Source organism: Candidatus Terasakiella magnetica (assembly GCF_900093605.1).
GTDB lineage: Bacteria > Pseudomonadota > Alphaproteobacteria > Rhodospirillales > Terasakiellaceae > Terasakiella > Terasakiella magnetica.
In genome coordinates this window covers 1-16,129 of record NZ_FLYE01000005.1, presented here as the reverse complement: position 1 = coordinate 16,129, position 16,129 = coordinate 1, and the positions used below count along the sequence as shown (strand labels likewise).

At 47.8% G+C, this 16,129-nt stretch carries 16 protein-coding genes; 6 read left to right on the top strand and 10 right to left on the bottom strand.

What is annotated here, in order from left to right; genetic code table 11:
- The 9 genes from MTBPR1_RS05290 to cobS all read right to left on the bottom strand — a co-directional run bounded on the left by MTBPR1_RS05290 (position 1) and on the right by cobS (position 8,849).
- Positions 1-762 carry a glycosyltransferase gene (locus MTBPR1_RS05290; RefSeq protein WP_069186524.1) on the bottom strand — a complete coding sequence of 254 codons (762 nt, stop codon included), beginning with the start codon at positions 760-762 and terminating at the stop codon, positions 1-3.
- Between the two features lie 45 nt (positions 763-807).
- Positions 808-1,710, bottom strand: a complete 903-nt coding sequence (locus MTBPR1_RS05285; RefSeq protein ID WP_069186523.1) for a glycosyltransferase family 2 protein — start codon at positions 1,708-1,710, stop codon at positions 808-810.
- Positions 1,707-3,125: a tetratricopeptide repeat protein gene (locus tag MTBPR1_RS05280; protein WP_069186522.1), complete on the bottom strand. Its 1,419-nt coding sequence runs from the start codon at positions 3,123-3,125 to the stop codon at positions 1,707-1,709. Before MTBPR1_RS05280 ends, MTBPR1_RS05285 begins: the two co-directional genes overlap by 4 nt.
- A gap of 37 nt (positions 3,126-3,162) precedes the next feature.
- Entirely contained in the window at positions 3,163-3,600 is a 438-nt protein-coding gene (locus MTBPR1_RS05275; protein ID WP_069186521.1) for an MmcB family DNA repair protein, read from the bottom strand.
- Positions 3,601-3,653: 53 nt separating this feature from the next.
- Positions 3,654-4,853, bottom strand: a complete 1,200-nt coding sequence (locus tag MTBPR1_RS05270; RefSeq protein ID WP_069186520.1) for a phosphoglycerate kinase — start codon at positions 4,851-4,853, stop codon at positions 3,654-3,656.
- 284 nt (positions 4,854-5,137) lie between these two features.
- Positions 5,138-5,749 carry a cytochrome b/b6 domain-containing protein gene (locus tag MTBPR1_RS05265; protein WP_069186519.1) on the bottom strand — a complete coding sequence of 204 codons (612 nt, stop codon included), beginning with the start codon at positions 5,747-5,749 and terminating at the stop codon, positions 5,138-5,140.
- A gap of 3 nt (positions 5,750-5,752) precedes the next feature.
- Positions 5,753-7,336, bottom strand: a complete 1,584-nt coding sequence (locus MTBPR1_RS05260) for a tetrathionate reductase family octaheme c-type cytochrome (protein WP_069186518.1) — start codon at positions 7,334-7,336, stop codon at positions 5,753-5,755.
- Between the two features lie 110 nt (positions 7,337-7,446).
- Positions 7,447-8,058 carry a histidine phosphatase family protein gene (locus MTBPR1_RS05255; RefSeq protein ID WP_069186517.1) on the bottom strand — a complete coding sequence of 204 codons (612 nt, stop codon included), beginning with the start codon at positions 8,056-8,058 and terminating at the stop codon, positions 7,447-7,449.
- Positions 8,055-8,849, bottom strand: coding sequence for an adenosylcobinamide-GDP ribazoletransferase (gene cobS, locus MTBPR1_RS05250; RefSeq protein WP_069186516.1), 795 nt, complete (start codon positions 8,847-8,849; stop codon positions 8,055-8,057). Before cobS ends, MTBPR1_RS05255 begins: the two co-directional genes overlap by 4 nt.
- Positions 8,850-8,927: 78 nt before the next feature.
- Here cobS and cobT point away from each other — a divergent pair, with 78 nt between their 5' ends.
- From cobT to MTBPR1_RS05235, 3 genes are read left to right on the top strand one after another with little or no spacing between them, the layout of a single operon-like run.
- On the top strand, positions 8,928-9,953 hold the full coding sequence (cobT, locus tag MTBPR1_RS05245) for a nicotinate-nucleotide--dimethylbenzimidazole phosphoribosyltransferase (protein ID WP_205631210.1): 1,026 nt from the start codon (positions 8,928-8,930) through the stop codon (positions 9,951-9,953).
- A 59-nt stretch (positions 9,954-10,012) separates the two neighbouring features.
- Positions 10,013-10,900: a DMT family transporter gene (locus MTBPR1_RS05240; protein ID WP_069186515.1), complete on the top strand. Its 888-nt coding sequence runs from the start codon at positions 10,013-10,015 to the stop codon at positions 10,898-10,900.
- Between the two features lie 55 nt (positions 10,901-10,955).
- Positions 10,956-11,627, top strand: coding sequence for a nucleotidyltransferase family protein (locus MTBPR1_RS05235; RefSeq protein WP_083222903.1), 672 nt, complete (start codon positions 10,956-10,958; stop codon positions 11,625-11,627).
- 19 nt (positions 11,628-11,646) lie between these two features.
- Here MTBPR1_RS05235 and MTBPR1_RS05230 read toward each other — a convergent pair whose 3' ends face one another.
- On the bottom strand, positions 11,647-12,462 hold the full coding sequence (locus tag MTBPR1_RS05230; RefSeq protein ID WP_069186514.1) for a universal stress protein: 816 nt from the start codon (positions 12,460-12,462) through the stop codon (positions 11,647-11,649).
- Between the two features lie 214 nt (positions 12,463-12,676).
- Here MTBPR1_RS05230 and MTBPR1_RS05225 point away from each other — a divergent pair, with 214 nt between their 5' ends.
- The 3 genes from MTBPR1_RS05225 to MTBPR1_RS05215 all read left to right on the top strand — a co-directional run bounded on the left by MTBPR1_RS05225 (position 12,677) and on the right by MTBPR1_RS05215 (position 16,094).
- Complete coding sequence (locus MTBPR1_RS05225; protein WP_165602616.1) at positions 12,677-13,111, top strand: NUDIX domain-containing protein; 435 nt, start codon at positions 12,677-12,679, stop codon at positions 13,109-13,111.
- A 17-nt stretch (positions 13,112-13,128) separates the two neighbouring features.
- Positions 13,129-13,632, top strand: a complete 504-nt coding sequence (locus tag MTBPR1_RS05220) for a CYTH domain-containing protein (protein ID WP_069186512.1) — start codon at positions 13,129-13,131, stop codon at positions 13,630-13,632.
- A gap of 89 nt (positions 13,633-13,721) precedes the next feature.
- A complete protein-coding gene (locus tag MTBPR1_RS05215) occupies positions 13,722-16,094 on the top strand; it encodes a DNA translocase FtsK (protein ID WP_069186511.1) in 2,373 nt (790 codons plus the stop codon).
- Positions 16,095-16,129 lie beyond the last annotated feature (35 nt).

Genomic DNA, 16,129 nt, shown 5'->3' with positions numbered 1-16,129 from the left:
TCACCACTTTCCTTCGCGAAAGAGGCGTTTGACATGTTTGGCGAGGCGTCTGAGGCCTTTTTCTTTACCGGCTTTGCGGCGTTTGGGCCAGATGCGCGTCGGGTCGGCCACATGGCGTTCATGACCTGTGTTGATCATGGCTGGTGGGTCTAGAACGACACAGTAAAACTCTTGCTCTTTATAGACACAGCCGATATCCAGCTCGTTTGTAAAGCGCGCATAGCCGTTGATTAGGTCGTAATCGCTTTTGCGGCGCAGGCCCGGTTTGAACGAGAAAAAGCCCCATTCCCAACCTTCAGCCACACTAAAAGTCAGGTAACTTGTGCTTTCAAGTTCAACCTTGTCTTCAGCTTTGAAAAGCTCAACACTTTCGGTGGCAATATTGGCATCTTCAATGCTTTCCAAAAAGGGTTGGAGAATTTTTGGATTGCTTTCAAGGATCGCCATGGATTCTTCAATGAAGTTTGGACGGGTGAATTCCCAGTCATCTTCACAGTGGAAAATATAAGGCGTATCAATGCTGGCATAGGCATCCACAATCGATTTGATCTGGCCTTTCTTTTCTTTATTGGCCCAAATCTCAAAGCGATCACCAAATAGGTCTTGGACCTGTTGATAGACCTCAGGGTCACAGGAGTCTTCAGTGATGATGGCGCGTTTGATCGGGTAGGTGTTTTGTTTTTCAAAACTTTCGATCGTTTTTTGCAGAAGATCGACACGACCACAACTGGTCAGAACAAACGTAACTTCTGGCTGGCTCATGGTTTCCTACCCCGATTGAGATGATTTGTCCTGCTTGTAGCAGAATTAAGGCCGTCTGACAGTAGCGTTTTTTCGAAAAATGCCACAAAGATAGACCAGTTGTTCGCCTTGCAGCTTTACCCCGCAGCGTGACACCACATAAAGCAGGAATTCAGAACTGAAAAGTCCGACCTTATGTTCCTTTTTTGCCCATTTCCAAACGCGCGAGATGATCTTTTTCTGTGCGGTGGCTTTTTGTTTTGCGCTCAGTTCCGTATGGTCTTGAAGGTGATAGGCCAGTGCAATGGTAGCATCATGAATGACTTGAGCATTGTTGTTCATAATGCGCCCGGGCTCATCCATAGGCGATAAACACACAATATGGCGCACTTGTGCCAGTTTGCCATGGGTGGAAAGCCGAATGAATAAGGAATGGTCTTGGGAAAAGACCCTCTCATCACAGCCGCCTGCTTTTTTAAACAGCTCTTTTTTAAACAGGCAGTGGCTCACACGGGCAAAGCCGCGATCAATCACGCTATAAAGCGGATCATCAAAGGTCACGACCTCAGGCTCATGCGGGGGTTCAAAATTGATTTCGCTGTCATATTCACCGGAAATCCCAAACACAAAATCACTTTGGGTTTCAACCATGGTCTTGAGCAAAAGTTCTGTACAAAATGGCGCGAGAATATCATCAGAATCGACCAGCTTAATGATATTGCCACGGGCAGCTTTCACCCCGTTGTTGGTGGCAATGGCAACGCCTTGATTTTTTTGATCAATGATAACGACATTGTCTAGCCCCTTGGTTTCCTCTTTTACGATCTCAAGGGAGTTATCACTTGAGCCATCATTGACAAAAACCAACTCACGCTCAAACTCACCTTCCTGTTTTTTGATGGCCTCAATGACACCGGGCAGGAAAGCGGCCTTGTTATAGACCGTTATGACGTAAGAGACCTTTGTCACTTTACAGGCACCACATCAAAGGCAATGGCGATGCGTGGCTGGGTACTCTCCGTCGGAACTGTAGAGTGATAGAGGTAAGACGGGAACAAAGCGACCAAACCTTCTTTGGGCTGAATAAAGCGTAAACGATCTGTGGTGAGATTAGGGAACTCATCATTGATCTGACCAAATTCGATAAAGCCTGCATTGTTTGGATTATCGTCTGATTTCATAATATCGGGCAGGCGCACGTAATAACAGCCACTCATCCAAGCCTCACCATGGATATGGGCGATCTGGCGACCGGGGCCAGACAGGATATTGGCCCAAGACTTGATGCGCCATTTTTTTGGGGCTGTGGCAACAAACTGATTATCAGGGTCATCAGGCAAGTTGGCGATATACTCAGCCACATGTTTCTCCATGGCAGCTTTGAGTTGTTTGACCGGGCCCATGGGCTCAGAATAGATATCTTTGACTTCCTTGCCGTAGCGCGTCACTTCGTAATGTTCAAATTCAAACAGTTTGGGGTGGTTTTCCACATGTTTGACCAAGGCTTCGTTAAAGGCGTCGATATCTTTAAAGCCTTCTGGCACATCCACCCATTCAGGTTTTACAAATGTGTCAAAATCCATATAGCGGTCATATTCTTCACCACCGCCTAATTGGTCAAGCGCGGTCAGTTTCCACGCCACAGCCGTTGTTTCACCGGGGAAAAGTTCCAAGGCTTTGTCGGCGGCTTTTAGGCCTTCTTTGGCCTTGCTTTGGCTGAGCATAATATAGGAATGAGCCATATGGGCGGGGTGGAAATCGGGCTTGAGCTTCAAGGCTTTTTTGATAACTTTTTCAGCTTCTTTGGATTTACCTGCCTGATTAAGCGTGTTGGCAAGCTTGGTATGAAGCACAGCCTCGCTTGGGGCCATATCGATGGCTTTTTGATAAAGTTCTTCAGCCGCATCCCATTTACCTTGGGTATCAAGCATATCAGCAAGATTGACGACTAAGGAGACGTCCTTGGGCATTTTTCCCATCAGGTCGCGATAGCTTTTCTCCGCCTCATCAAATTGTTCAGAAGCATAAAGCGCATCACAGAGGCGGCGGTGTGCTTGGAGATAATCAGGCTGAATTTTAAGCGCCTTTTTAAAAGACGTGATGGCTTTGATCGGTTCTCCCAAACCTATGAGCACATTACCCATATTATAATGGGCCATGGCAAACTTAGGATTGCCCTGTAGGGATTTCTTAATTTCGTTTTGGGCCTGCTTGAATTTGTCCTGCATCATGTAAGTGACGCCTAAAAGATGGCGGGCATCAGGATGATTGGGAACTTGTTTCAAGATTTGAGTGAGCAGGTCTTGCGCTTGGGGGAACTGCTTGCCATTGATCTGCTGCATCGCATATTGCAGGGCTTGAGGCAGTGAAAGATTTTGTTGCATGACCATGGCCTTATATCTGTAAAAATAATTTTGCAGACTATACGGTTTTCTGAGCAGAAATTAAACCTGATCTTTTTGTAAGCCTTTTTGCAGCGGTTCGGGCAAATTTTAAGGTTAGGCTTTTACGGCGTGCCCCATTGAGCTTATTTTCAGGACTTTGGCGCTGTTGAAAGCCTTCAAATTGATCGGCAATGATCAAACCATGCTCAGGGGGGAGGATGTCTTTTGGAAAAGTTTCATCGACCGCAAAGGCAAAGAAATCACAATAGCCAAGATAGTCTTGCCATTTTTGATCGGTGCGGAAATCTTCAAGGCCGGATTTAACTTCTACGATGAAAATTTGGCCTTTTTTGTTGAGGCCAATCACATCAACACGGCGCTCATTTGGCAGTTTCATTTCTGTGAGACAGGCATAGCCCATATCTGTTAACAGAATTTCTGCACCTTTGGTGATGTTCGCTGTTTGGGTCATCATCTTGAAAAAAATCACCCCAGCTTCAAGTTAAGCCGGGGTGAGATTTAGATTTTTTATTTGACGCGTAGCACTTCAACGCCGGGCAGCTCTTTACCTTCCAACCATTCAAGGAAGGCCCCGCCTGCTGTTGAAATATAGGTGAAATCAGCTTTTGCGCCTGCATGTTCAAGGGCGGCAACCGTATCACCCCCACCTGCAACAGAAACAAGCTTGCCCGCTTTGGTCAGCTCACCTGCTGCTTGGGCCGCACCGTTTGTACCATTATCAAAAGGCGCGATTTCAAAGGCACCCATGGGGCCGTTCCAAACGATTGTCTTACATTTGGCAAGACGCTCTTTCACATCTGCTACAGAAGCCGGACCCACATCCAAGATCATTTCATCGCCCTCAACACCATCAGCAAGATTGACAGTGCGGTTTTCTGCATTTGCGGCAAATTCCTTGGCGACTACACCATCAACAGGCAGCATGATATCGCAGCCATTTTTTGCAGCAGAGGCAATGATTTCTTTTGCCGTATCAGCTAAGTCATGTTCACATAAAGAGTTGCCAATATTGATGCCTTGGGCATTAAGGAAAGTATTTGCCATGCCTCCGCCAATGATCAACATGTCGACTTTGGCTGTGAGGTTATTGAGAACATCAAGTTTAGTTGAGACTTTTGCCCCACCAACAAGAGCAGCCACAGGGCGCTCTGGGGCTTCAAGTGCGCCAGAAAGGGCTTCAAGTTCAGCCTGCATTAAACGACCTGCCGCAGAAGGCAACAAACGTGCAAGGGCTTCGGTAGAGGCATGGGCACGGTGCGCACAAGAAAAGGCGTCATTGACATAAATGTCACCAAGTTTTGCCAGTTTTTCAGCAAAGCCTTGATCGTTATCGGTTTCTTCTTTGTAGTAACGCAAGTTTTCCAAAATACACACATCACCATCACCAAGGCTGGCAACTGTGCTTTCAGCTTCGTCCCCAATACAGTTTGAGGCAAATTTAACGTCTTTACCCAGTTTTTCAGCCACCGCGCCTGCAATGGGTTGAACCGACATTTCAGCCACACGCTGGCCTTTTGGGCGACCATAATGGGTGATGAGAACAACGCGGGCACCTTTTTCCACCAATTCCTGAATGGTGGGCAAAGTGCGATCAATTCGTGTGGTGTCTGTGATGACGCCGTCTTTCATGGGGACGTTTAAATCTGCGCGCAACAGAACGCGTTTTCCGGCAACATCATAATCACTCAGTGTTTTGAATTGAGACATGGGATTTCCTTTGTGTTCGCAACATCAATATGGTTGGGCGCACTATACATATTTTTGCTTTTGTTTGAACAAAAAAAGACCCTCTTTCACGTCTGGGGAGGTGAAAGAGGGTTTTAAGATCAAATGCTGAAGGGAGGGTACCTTTTCAGCGGGTGAGGGGATAATGTGCGAAACTTGGTCTTTGCACATTGCGAATTATCAATTGGTGCAAATTAATTAAAAAAAACGCTCTCTTTTGTTTGAAAAAAGAGAGCGTATCAAGGTAGCACTGAATGGAAGAGGTGTTATTCAGCGCCTTTGTGGTCTGGAATATCTTCATAGCCTGTGACCATGGATTTTAAGTGCGCGCCAACCGTATGACCGGTGGTGATCAGATACACATGGACAATCACAAAGGTAACCATGAAGAAAGCAAAGGCTGTGTGGATCAAGGCAACGATTTCCAAGCTCAAGATCGCCGCCACAGCTTCAGGCCATTCGTTATAAAACAGATAGAGCAAGCCGGAGATTATCAAGCCCGGATTGATGATCAGTTTTAATTTCAAATAAGCGATGCGTTGCAAGGGATTGAGTTTCTTTTCCGGTGTTTTCTCATAAGGATGTTCTTCCCCTTTAAAGATGCCGGAGCTGTAATAACGGATCACATCGCCCAGTTTTTCCGTTGTGGGAATATAGTTTTTCCATTCCCCTGTGGTGAAATGCCAGAAAATGGCAAAGGCCCATAAGCCCAAGAGCAACCATAATAAAATGCCATGCATTTCTGAAGCTTGCTCATAGCTCACCACATCAAAGGTGCCGTGAATGTTAAAACCCGTGAAGGCGAGCATCAAGACCAGTACGGCCTGTGCCCAGTGCCAGAAACGTTCAAAACGTTTATACATAAGGACGCGTTTCATGACTTAGCCCTCCCCGTTATTTTTACGACGACCCAAAAGACGCAAAAGCGCATGTACGCCCACGCCTGCTCCGGTCAGCCCGATTAAAGCAAAGCCCAAGGTATCCAACGTGTCGGATTTATCGCGACCCGGCATATAGAAACCTGTGAGTTTTTCCAAACGTCCGCCTTTGGTGTGGCAGGAATCACAGCCCAGTGCCTTATCACTTGGGGCCACCATATGGGTTTGGGGCCAGTGGTAAGTTGTTTCGATAAAATCAAATTTGCCAGAGTAAGGCTCACCGACATATTTAGACCCGGCTGTTAAAGCTTTTTGCCAGTCGAAGTTTTTCCAATAGGCCGTTTTGTCTTTGCCAAATACATGGCTGACAAGGAATGTTTTATTCACAGTGTCATAAGGCTGTTTGCCACGCATGACTTTAAAAGGCCAGATCCGTGCGTTCGGATCATTGTAAGACCCCCCAAACGTGTTAATCGGTACGACTTTTTTACTGTCATCAAGCTTGTCACTGCGCAGGGTGTAGCGCATTTTGCCGTCAAACCATTCATATTCAGGCACGACATTTTCAGCCAGTTTGAAGTCACCTTTTTTACTATGGTAAATCATGTGGCCTTTATCATCTTTGATGGCAAAAGGTTTACCATTTTTCATTTTGCCAGCTTGGGACCAGTCCCACCACATTTTGGTGGCAACACCGCCGCGGGCAAATTCAGGGATATGACAGGTCTGACAGGCGACTTTATCGGTATGATCATTCAGCTTGGCTGTTTTCTTGTGCGGTTTCATGCTGTGACATGATTCACAAGAGGCATGATCTTTATATTCAGCACTGGCAACATCAATGCCTTTGGTATCTTTGGCCTGCATGTCAAAGCGTGAGCCCGGTACATCATGGCCTTTAGGGTTATGGCAGGTGGCACAGCTGAAATTCGCGCCCTCTTTTGCCATATGGACATCAAGTTCTTTGTTGGGGTTGGCAAGGGAGCTATCTAGATCACCATGTTTTACCCCATCGCCGCCACCGCCATAAAAATGACAGGCCCCGCAGTTTGCACGCGAGGTTGGGCCGACTTTTTGAGCGACCATTTTTAAATCCACAACAGGGCGGATTTTTTTAGATTTTGGCGGCCATGCTTTAGGCTCGTAATTTGGATGGCCCGCAGCGGTTGGGTATTTTTTGTATTTCCCTGTGGTGTCATGACAGACAAGGCAGTCCACATTATTGCCCGCAGGATGTTCTTTTCGTAAATCTTTCCAGCCATAGCCAATATGGCAGCTGGTGCAACGTGCCTCGTTTGAAGCCACAGTGCCGCAGAAGTTATTGACCACTTCACGTTTGCCGAGCTTTTGACCGTTCATATGGTCAAACTGCCATGTCCAATGCGTGGTCTTTTCAAGTTGTTTGGATGCTTCGGTGTGACATTCTAAGCAAGCCGCTGTCACGTCCGGTCCGGTTTTAAACTCCTGCTGGAGCTGTTTGAATTGGGTGTGGTCTGCAGTTGAGGTTTTATCCATCGCCGCAAGGGCGGGTGACACCATCAACATACATGCGATCAATCCACGCCCAAGTAGATGTTTGATCGACATTTATGCCTCCTCCTAAAAAATTGTTCCGCCCATTTCAGTGGGATTTGTCCATTTTTTTAGGAGATTTTATTTTAGGCTAATCTAATGTTCATTGCGAATTGTCAATTTGATCAAAAATTAACCCGCTCAACAGACCATGTGTTGTCTTTATCAGGGTCGCTAAAATGACTGATTTGTGAAAGCGACAGCGTATCAATTTTTAGGCGCAAGGCAGACGCTGGCGTCATATCCAAGGCTTGGGCAAGGGCTGCGCGAATGGTGCCTGCATGGGCCACACAGATGATTTCTTGTCCGTTATATTTTTTAATCAGGTGGTTGATGCATTTTTGCACCCGTGTGCAGAGTTGCTCAAAACTCTCGCCATCTGGTGGGCAGGTGGCGGCGGGGTCTTTCCAAAATGCATCACCTGCGGGGTCATCTTCCAGCTCGTCCCATGTTTTGCTTTGCCAAAGGCCAAAGTTCTGTTCCATCAGTTCTTTATAGGCCAGTGGGCGCACTTTCCAGCCCTTTTGCTCACCAATGGCCTTGGCGGTTTTTTTTGTGCGCGACAGGCTTGAGCTGACCCAAATCCCCTCTTTGGGAAGCTGGTCTGCCAAAGAGAGCAAACGTTCCGTATCATTTAGTTTACAGCCCACATCGCGCTGCCCATAGATGCGACCGGGCATCATGGCTTTGACAGGGGCATGGCGTATCCAATGAAATTTGGTGATGCTTAGGCTCATGCCAATCCTGCCAGCACCACAATCATTGTTATTTCCATCACCTGTTGGGCAGCGCCACACACATCGCCTGTTTGCCCGCCGATTTGTTTTTGTGCAAGACCTTGGAAAACATAAAGGGCGGTGAAGCCCATGACTATGGTGACAAATCCGGCATCAAGCGGCGTACATAACAAGAAAAGCGCAATGCCAAGCCCGCATGCTTGCACCACAATCATCCAGTCCGGTTTTTCCATGCTAGCAGCAAGGCCATCCGTGCGCGCGCTTTCCATCAGGTAAATCAACAAGGCAGGTGCAATGCGCGATAGGCAGGAAACCGCCACAATAACACTCGCGCCCACCATCCAGTCTTCAAACCCGCCAAGGGCGGCACTGCGCAGACCAATGGATAGGATAAGCGCAATGGTGCCATAGCTGCCAAGGCTGCTGTCGCGCATAATTTCAAGCTTGCGCTCCCGGCTTGCGCCCCCGCCAAAACCATCTGCAACATCGGCCAAGCCATCTTCATGAAGCGCGCCTGTTAACAACACACTGGTGAGCACAGCAAGCAAGCCACAGGCAAGGGGTGGAATTTCAAAGATATGGGCAAGTCCATAAACCGTGGCAGACAGACCGCCAACCAAAAGCCCGATTAAGGGAAAGGCGCGAAGCGCACGGTTTAAGGCCTGTGGGGCGAGCTCTTCTTTCAACTTCCACGGCAGTCGGGTGAGGAAGACGACTGCCAGTTGGATATCTTCCCACCAAGCTTTAGGGTTTTGCGCATTTTTTTCAAAGGTTGAACTGGTATCTGTCATGGTTTGCGTGCTATCTCTTTTGTAAAGTTATGTTCTTATAACGAACGATCCGCCATTGGGAAAGAGAGTAGGGATATTATGAATACGTTACCCCATGTAAAATCACTGGATGACATCCGCGAAGTTTTAAAAGTTTTACCTGAATTTTCCCAAAGTGCCAAACAACAGGCCGATGCGCGTGAACCACAATTGACCAAGCCGGAAGGCTCGCTGGGCCGTTTGGAAGAAGTCAGCCATTGGGTGGCAAGATGGCAGGGCTCATACCCGCCACGGGCAAAATCGGTTCATTGTAATGTCTATGCCGGAAACCACGGTGTTGTGGCGCGCGGCGTGTCAGCCTATCCCCCAGAAGTGACGGGGCAGATGGTGCAGAACTTCATTAATGGCGGGGCGGCAGTCAACCAGATTTGTGCGACGTTTGATGTGGACCTGCAAGTTCATGAAATGGCGCTGGATCAACCAACAGCCGATTTTTCTAAAGGGCCAGCCATGTCTGATGAAGATATGGCAGAAGCGTTCTTTTATGGTATGACAACGGTTAAAGACCATACTGACCTGTTATGTATTGGTGAGATGGGCATTGGCAATACAACATCAGCCGCTGCCGTGGCCCATGGGCTTTATGGCGGGGCGGCAGAAACATGGGTTGGTCGCGGCACAGGTGTTGATGATGAAGCCATGGGTCATAAAATCGCCGTTGTGGCCGAATCGGTACTGGTCAATAAAGACGCCATGAAAGACGGGCTGGATGTATTGCGTTGTCTTGGCGGGCGTGAGCTGGTTGCCATGGCAGGTGCAGTTGTGGCTGCGCGCATGAAACGCATTCCGGTTTTGCTGGATGGTTATGTCTGTACCAGTGCAGTTGCTGCCTTGGAAGCCACCTGTAAGGGGGCGTTGGATCATTGCATGGTGGCGCATAATTCCGTAGAGCCGGGCCATCAGTTGCTTTGTGAAAAAATCGGCAAGAAAGCCTTGTTTGATTTGGATATGCGTTTGGGTGAAGCCAGTGGTGCGGTCTTGGCTGTGGGCCTCGTGCGCTCAGCTGTGGCGTGCCATAATAATATGGCAACCTTTGGCGATGCGGGCGTGGCAACCAAAGACTGATAATTGTCATACTGATACAGGTCTGTACCTGCATGACGAAAAAAGGGATGTAAGAAACAATGTCCAAATCCCTCTCCATTAGCGGATTTATCATGCTCGTCATTTTGGCGATGATCTGGGGCTCAAGCTTCACCATGATTAAAATCGCCTTGGAGGAAGTCGGACCTGTGTCTATAGCGGCTGCACGCATTGCTTTGGCAGCTGTGGTGCTGAGCTTTATTGCCATCATTCGCAAAGAGAGCATCCCGCGGGAACGTTCTGTCTGGATTGGTCTGTTTTGGCTTGCGGTTTTAGGTAATGCCGCCCCTTTCTTTCTCATTGGATGGGGGGAGCATTTTGTCGATGGCGGCATGACGGCTGTTTTAATGTCAACCATTCCGCTTAGCGTGCCGATCATGGCGCATTTCTTTACCGATGATGAAAAGCTCAGCCCCTATATGGTGGCGGGGGTCTGTATTGGTTTTGCTGGCTTGCTTGTCTTGGTTGGCCCCAGTGTGCTTTATGGATTGGGCCAAGACCTTGTGGCCCAAGGCGCGATTGTCAGTGCCGCACTTTGTTATGGCGGGGCCTCAATCATTGCGCGCAGGCTTTCCCATGTGCCGTTTATGGTGGTGGCGTCTGGTTCTATGATTATTGCAGCAATAATGATGGTGCCAGCCTCCATCATTATTGATCAGCCATGGACCTATAGTGCGGATGTAAAACATCTCGGTGCGTTGATTTATCTTGGGCTCTTTCCAACCGCGCTTGCCAATATCTTATTGTTACAGGTGATCAATACCTCCGGTGTGAGTTTTCTGGCCTTAAATAACTATCTCGTGCCTGTCTTTGGCGTGGGGATTGCCGCCCTTGCGCTGGGGGAAAAAGTCCCGACAGAGATGCTCAGTGCGCTTGGGATCATTTTCGTTGGCATTTTCGTGAGCAATCTAAAACGTAAAAGCGGCTGATTTTACCTGATAAATTTGTTATCTTATCTTCACAAGTGTTGAGGAAAAGGGCGTCATGCGACGTAAAGGGCATATTGTCAATCGATACCGCCGTGAGCTTCCCAGTGATGGGGAGGAAAGCCTCCTTTTTGCCGATAATCTGCCGCGCTATGACGTATCGCGCAATGCCGATACCTTGATCAAGCTTGTGCTGATGAACCCCTATAACAAGATTATTTTAGATCGCATGCATATGCTGGATGCACCAGATTGCTGGCTGGTGTCGGGCTGTTTGTTTCAAACCGTGTGGAATGTGGTGGAAGGGCATAACCCTTGTGATGGAATTTTAGATTATGACTTGATCTATTATGACCCGGACCAAAGCCGTGAAGCCGAAGAAGTCATGGCTTTGCGCGCAGATGCGCTTTTTCAGGATTTGGATGTGAAAATTCAGGTAAAAAACCAGTCACGTGTTCATATGTGGTATGAGCCCAAATTCGGCCTGCCCTATCCTGAGCTTAAATCGGCGACTGAATCCTTGCGCTATTATCCCTCAAAAGTGCAGGCCATTGCCTTGCAAGGACGCGGCGGCTCGCGCATTTCTTTTGATGCACCCTTTGGGTTTGAAAATCTCTTGCGCATGATCGTGCGGCCCAATCATATGCTGGAATTTCCCGATGCCTATAAAGCAAAGGCCAAACGCTGGAAAAGCGTCTGGCCTAACTTAAAGATTTATCCATGGAAGTGATCCATGGTGAAAATGTCGATTAATGCGACATCAACACAGGCACGGTCATATGCTTGAGGATTTCGCGGGTGTTGCCACCGCGCAGCATATGCGACACACCATAATGACCATGGGCACCCATGACGATCAGATCAGAGCTTTCATCTGCGGCATGAGATAGCAGCAAGTCTGTGACGCCGACGTTTTCACGTTTGGCATGGGCTGCTTTTGCTGGAATGCCGTATTTATCAAGATGTTCAACTAGCTCATTTTCGCTAGGACGTTTTACGCCTTCTTTTTGAATGGCGAAGATCTCAACTATTTTGGCGTCTTTCATCATCGGGATGGCATCGTTAAGTGCGCGTGAAGATTCACGACCACCATTCCAAGCCACAAGGCAACGTGTGCCAATATTGGCAAAATCACCTGCAAATGGAATGACAAGAGCCGGACGACCGGAATGAACAATCACATTTTCAGCCAGATCAGACGGGATCGCGCTGTAGTTCTTGGACCAGTCATATTGACCAAGGATGGCAATGTCGCTGGTGCGCGCTGCCCATGTGACAGCCTGAATGACTTGTGCGTGGCTGGTGCAAAGTGCGCTGTTGACGCTGGCACGAACACCGGCTTCTTCGGTTTTTGCCAAGAAGCCTTCTTCAGCCGTTTTTGCCAATTTGCGCAGGTCGTCACTGACAGGGTGATTACCAACAATTGCCGACATTTCCGGGTCGGTTTGGCAGAAAAGTGCTGTAATGTGTGCATCGCCTTTTTTTGCCAAATCAATGGCAATGGTGATGCGTTTTTCACATTGTTGCGTTGCGTCGAGGTGCAGCAAAATATGCTTGAATGGCATGAGATAGGACCTTCCCTGAATTGCCTGACAATTTTTGTTTATTTTGCCTAGCATTAAAGGAGCTTGTAGGGGGGTATTTTTTCCTTTTTTTCCAACCTTTTACCGGATTTTCACAATAGCTTAACATTTCTTTGCAATTGCATGTCGACAATGGCTTTCCACTTATGGCAAAACTGAAGAGCTGTTTTTCAAATATCAGGACAGGATGAAACCCGTGCCCTCTCTCATAAATGACTGCGCTCTCTTTTCAGTAAGCCAGAAAGCCATTATCAAAGATAAAAAAGGCCGCATCTTGATGATGGAAAAGGCAGGTAAAAGCCATTGGGATATTCCCGGGGGCAAGTTGGATGCGGGCGAAGATATGGCAAAAAGTATCGCACGTGAAATCTTGGAAGAAATCGGTTTTGATAAGGTCAATGTTGGCGATATCATTTATGCCGGGCGACGTAGTTTTGAAGAAAAAGACAAAGCCGAACGGGTGATGATTTTTTATGCCTGTGAGATTGATCATAAGTTTGAAAAAATCAAACTCTCGGATGAACATTCCGCATGGCGCATGATGAGTGCGCATGACATAAAAGATCAGAAAAAATATGAGATTAATCCAGTGGTGCGCGCGGCCTTAAACGTGGCTTTTGCCAAAGACTAAAAAGAAAGAGAGCAATCATGTCAAACCAGTTGGAAATTGAACGTAAATTTCTGGTAATCGGGTCTGGTTGGAAAGACGGGGCTGATTGTAAGAAAATCTCTCAAGGCTATATCAGCAAGGATGAGTCCGTGGTCGTGCGGGTGCGCACCAAGGGGCCAAAATCCTTCCTCACCATCAAGGCAGATCGCGGCGGGATTTCACGCCTTGAGTTTGAATATGAAATTCCCAATGAAGATTGTGAAAAAATGCTCGCTGAACTGTGCGGCGATGCTATTGAGAAAACCCGCTATACCCTTGAAGCTGCGGGTAATACATGGGAAATTGATGAATTTCATGGGGTTAATGACGGGCTTGTTATGGCAGAAATTGAACTGGAAAGCCCTGATCAATCTTTTGAAAAACCCGATTGGGCTGGACCGGAAGTCAGCCATGATAATCGTTTCTTTAATTCTTACATCTCAGAACATCCATTTTCTTCATGGGGCGTGAGTTTTGAGGCGCTTGTCAAAGAGTTCGAATAGAACAAAATCACCGTAAACCATCCCTTAACTCTCTTTATATAGACTAGAGCATAACAGTGACTCTATCTGCATGTTGAAAGAGAATTTTGATGGCCCGCACGACAACAAAACCGCAACGCAGCCCGCTTTTACCCCCGGGTGCACGGGACTTTTTGACCCATCGCGCAATTGAAATTTCAGGTCTGATGTTGGGTGCAGGCGCAATTATCTTATCGATGATTTTGCTGAGCTACACACCGGGTGATCCTTCTTTTAACAGTGCCTCACCCCATGATGTGCAAAATCTCTTAGGGCCAATTGGGGCTTATGTGGCTGATGTGATGATGCAGTCCTTTGGATTGATGAGTGCAATCCCTGTTCTCGTTCTCTTTTCATGGGCATGGCGTATTTCTACAAAACAGATGGTTTCCAATTTATGGATGCGCCTGATTGTTTTATGTTTTGCAACCCTGTTTCTTTCTGTCGCAGTCCATGCATTTGCCATGCCGTCTGATTGGCCGCTGCGTAGTGGTTTGGGCGGTTTGGCCGGATTGATGTTGAGTGAGCGGCTTTTCGGGCTGGTTGCCCTGTTTGGTCTGGGCCAAGTGCCGTTTTTGGATCTCTTTTTTGCTGTGATCTGCGGTGTGTTTGGTTTTGTCGGTTTGATTTATGGTCTGGCCCTTTCCAAACGTGAATGGTCCCATATGGGCCATGGTGTTGCTGTGGCTGCCAAAGGGACAGTCCATGGTTCAGCCCAAGCGGTGAGCAAAGGTGTAAATGTCCTTCAGCGCACCAAGCTTGAAGAAATGATCGAGGAAGAAGAAGGCGGGATTGAAGAAGAAATTACGGTTTTAAAACGCAAGAAATCAGCCAAGAAGATTAAGGCCCCTGAAGCCGAAGTGGTCTTGCCGAAAAAATCACAAAAAGCCAAACAGCAAAATCTGGTTCTGTCCCCTGATAGCTATAACTTCCCGCCGCTTGATCTGTTGTGTGAAGCCAGCACTTTGCAAAAGCAAGCCTCAAAAATTGACCGCGCGGCTCTTGAACATAACGCAGAACTGTTAGAACAGGTTTTGGGTGATTTTGGCGTTAAAGGTGAAATTGTTGAAGTACGCCCGGGCCCAGTTGTCACCCTTTATGAGCTGGAACCTGCGGCAGGCACAAAAACATCGCGGGTTATTTCTTTAGCTGATGATATTGCACGTTCCATGTCTGCGGTGTCGGTTCGTATTGCGGTTGTGCCGGGGCGTAGCGTGATTGGGATTGAGCTGCCAAATGCACGGCGCGAAACGGTTTATTTGCGCGAGCTGTTGGAAAGCCAAAGTTTTGAGAACCAAAAAGCATCGCTTAACATGGCGTTGGGTGTGGATATTGGTGGGCAACCCGTCATGGCGGACTTGGCCCGTATGCCACACTTGTTGGTGGCTGGTACAACAGGTTCTGGTAAGTCGGTTGGTGTAAATACCATGATTTTGAGCCTGCTTTATCGCATGACACCAGAACAATGTAAGTTCATTATGATTGACCCGAAAATGTTGGAATTGTCTGTCTATGACGGCATTCCACATTTGCTCTCCCCTGTGGTGACGGAGCCGGGCAAGGCGGTGATGGCACTGAAATGGTGTGTTCAGGAAATGAATGAGCGCTACCGTTTGATGTCAAACCTTGGGGTGCGAAATATTTCCGGCTATAATGCCAAGCTGGAAGAAAGCCGCAAGAAAGGCGAGGTGCTCACGCGTCGCGTTCAAACCGGATTTGATCCTGAAACAGGTAAACCGATTTTCGAAGAACAGCCCCTTGATATGGAGGCTATGCCGTTCCTTGTGATTATCGTGGATGAGTTTGCCGATCTTATGTTGATGGTGGGTAAAGAGATTGATGCCTGTATTCAGTCTTTGGCACAAAAAGCACGTGCAGCCGGCATCCATTTGATTATGGCGACCCAGCGTCCGTCAACCGATGTGATGACCGGAACGATTAAAGCCAACTTCCCTTCACGCATTGCCTTTACGGTGACAACCAAAATCGATTCGCGCGTTATTTTGGAAACTCAAGGTGCTGAACAGCTTTTGGGTATGGGGGATATGCTGTTTAAGCCGGGCGGTGGTCAGGTTTCACGTGTGCATGGCCCGTTTGCCTCAGATGAAGAAGTTGAAGAAGTGGTCACCCATCTGAAAAAACAGGGTGAGCCGAGCTATGTTGAAGCGGTCACTGAAGAAAGTGATGAGCCTATTGACGGTTTAGTCATGCCAACAGGTGCTGTGGGCGGCAATACATCCAGTGGGGATGCGCTTTATGATCAGGCGGTTCAGATTTGTATTCAAGATGGTAAAGCCTCAACCAGCCATATTCAGCGTCGCCTTTCAATTGGTTATAATCGGGCAGCGCGCATTGTGGACCAGATGGAAGAAGAAGGCATTGTCACAGCCCCTGATCGTGTGGGTCGCCGTAAAATCATGGCAGGTAAGGACGGGGTTGAATAAATTTCCGTTCTGGTCATTCTGGCGCAGGCCAGAAG

Excerpts from the sequence above, each read along its gene's own strand:
- MTBPR1_RS05290 (WP_069186524.1), bottom strand. The coding sequence starts at position 762 with ATGAGCCAGCCAGAAGTTACGTTTGTTCTGACCAGTTGTGGTCGTGTC.
- MTBPR1_RS05280 (WP_069186522.1), bottom strand. The coding sequence starts at position 3,125 with ATGCAACAAAATCTTTCACTGCCTCAAGCCCTGCAATATGCGATGCAG.
- MTBPR1_RS05275 (WP_069186521.1), bottom strand. The coding sequence starts at position 3,600 with ATGATGACCCAAACAGCGAACATCACCAAAGGTGCAGAAATTCTGTTA.
- MTBPR1_RS05270 (WP_069186520.1), bottom strand. The coding sequence starts at position 4,853 with ATGTCTCAATTCAAAACACTGAGTGATTATGATGTTGCCGGAAAACGC.
- MTBPR1_RS05265 (WP_069186519.1), bottom strand. The coding sequence starts at position 5,749 with ATGAAACGCGTCCTTATGTATAAACGTTTTGAACGTTTCTGGCACTGG.
- MTBPR1_RS05260 (WP_069186518.1), bottom strand. The coding sequence starts at position 7,336 with ATGTCGATCAAACATCTACTTGGGCGTGGATTGATCGCATGTATGTTG.
- MTBPR1_RS05255 (WP_069186517.1), bottom strand. The coding sequence starts at position 8,058 with ATGAGCCTAAGCATCACCAAATTTCATTGGATACGCCATGCCCCTGTC.
- cobS (WP_069186516.1), bottom strand. The coding sequence starts at position 8,849 with ATGACAGATACCAGTTCAACCTTTGAAAAAAATGCGCAAAACCCTAAA.
- cobT (WP_205631210.1), top strand. The coding sequence starts at position 8,928 with ATGAATACGTTACCCCATGTAAAATCACTGGATGACATCCGCGAAGTT.
- MTBPR1_RS05240 (WP_069186515.1), top strand. The coding sequence starts at position 10,013 with ATGTCCAAATCCCTCTCCATTAGCGGATTTATCATGCTCGTCATTTTG.
- MTBPR1_RS05235 (WP_083222903.1), top strand. The coding sequence starts at position 10,956 with ATGCGACGTAAAGGGCATATTGTCAATCGATACCGCCGTGAGCTTCCC.
- MTBPR1_RS05230 (WP_069186514.1), bottom strand. The coding sequence starts at position 12,462 with ATGCCATTCAAGCATATTTTGCTGCACCTCGACGCAACGCAACAATGT.
- MTBPR1_RS05220 (WP_069186512.1), top strand. The coding sequence starts at position 13,129 with ATGTCAAACCAGTTGGAAATTGAACGTAAATTTCTGGTAATCGGGTCT.
- MTBPR1_RS05215 (WP_069186511.1), top strand. The coding sequence starts at position 13,722 with ATGGCCCGCACGACAACAAAACCGCAACGCAGCCCGCTTTTACCCCCG.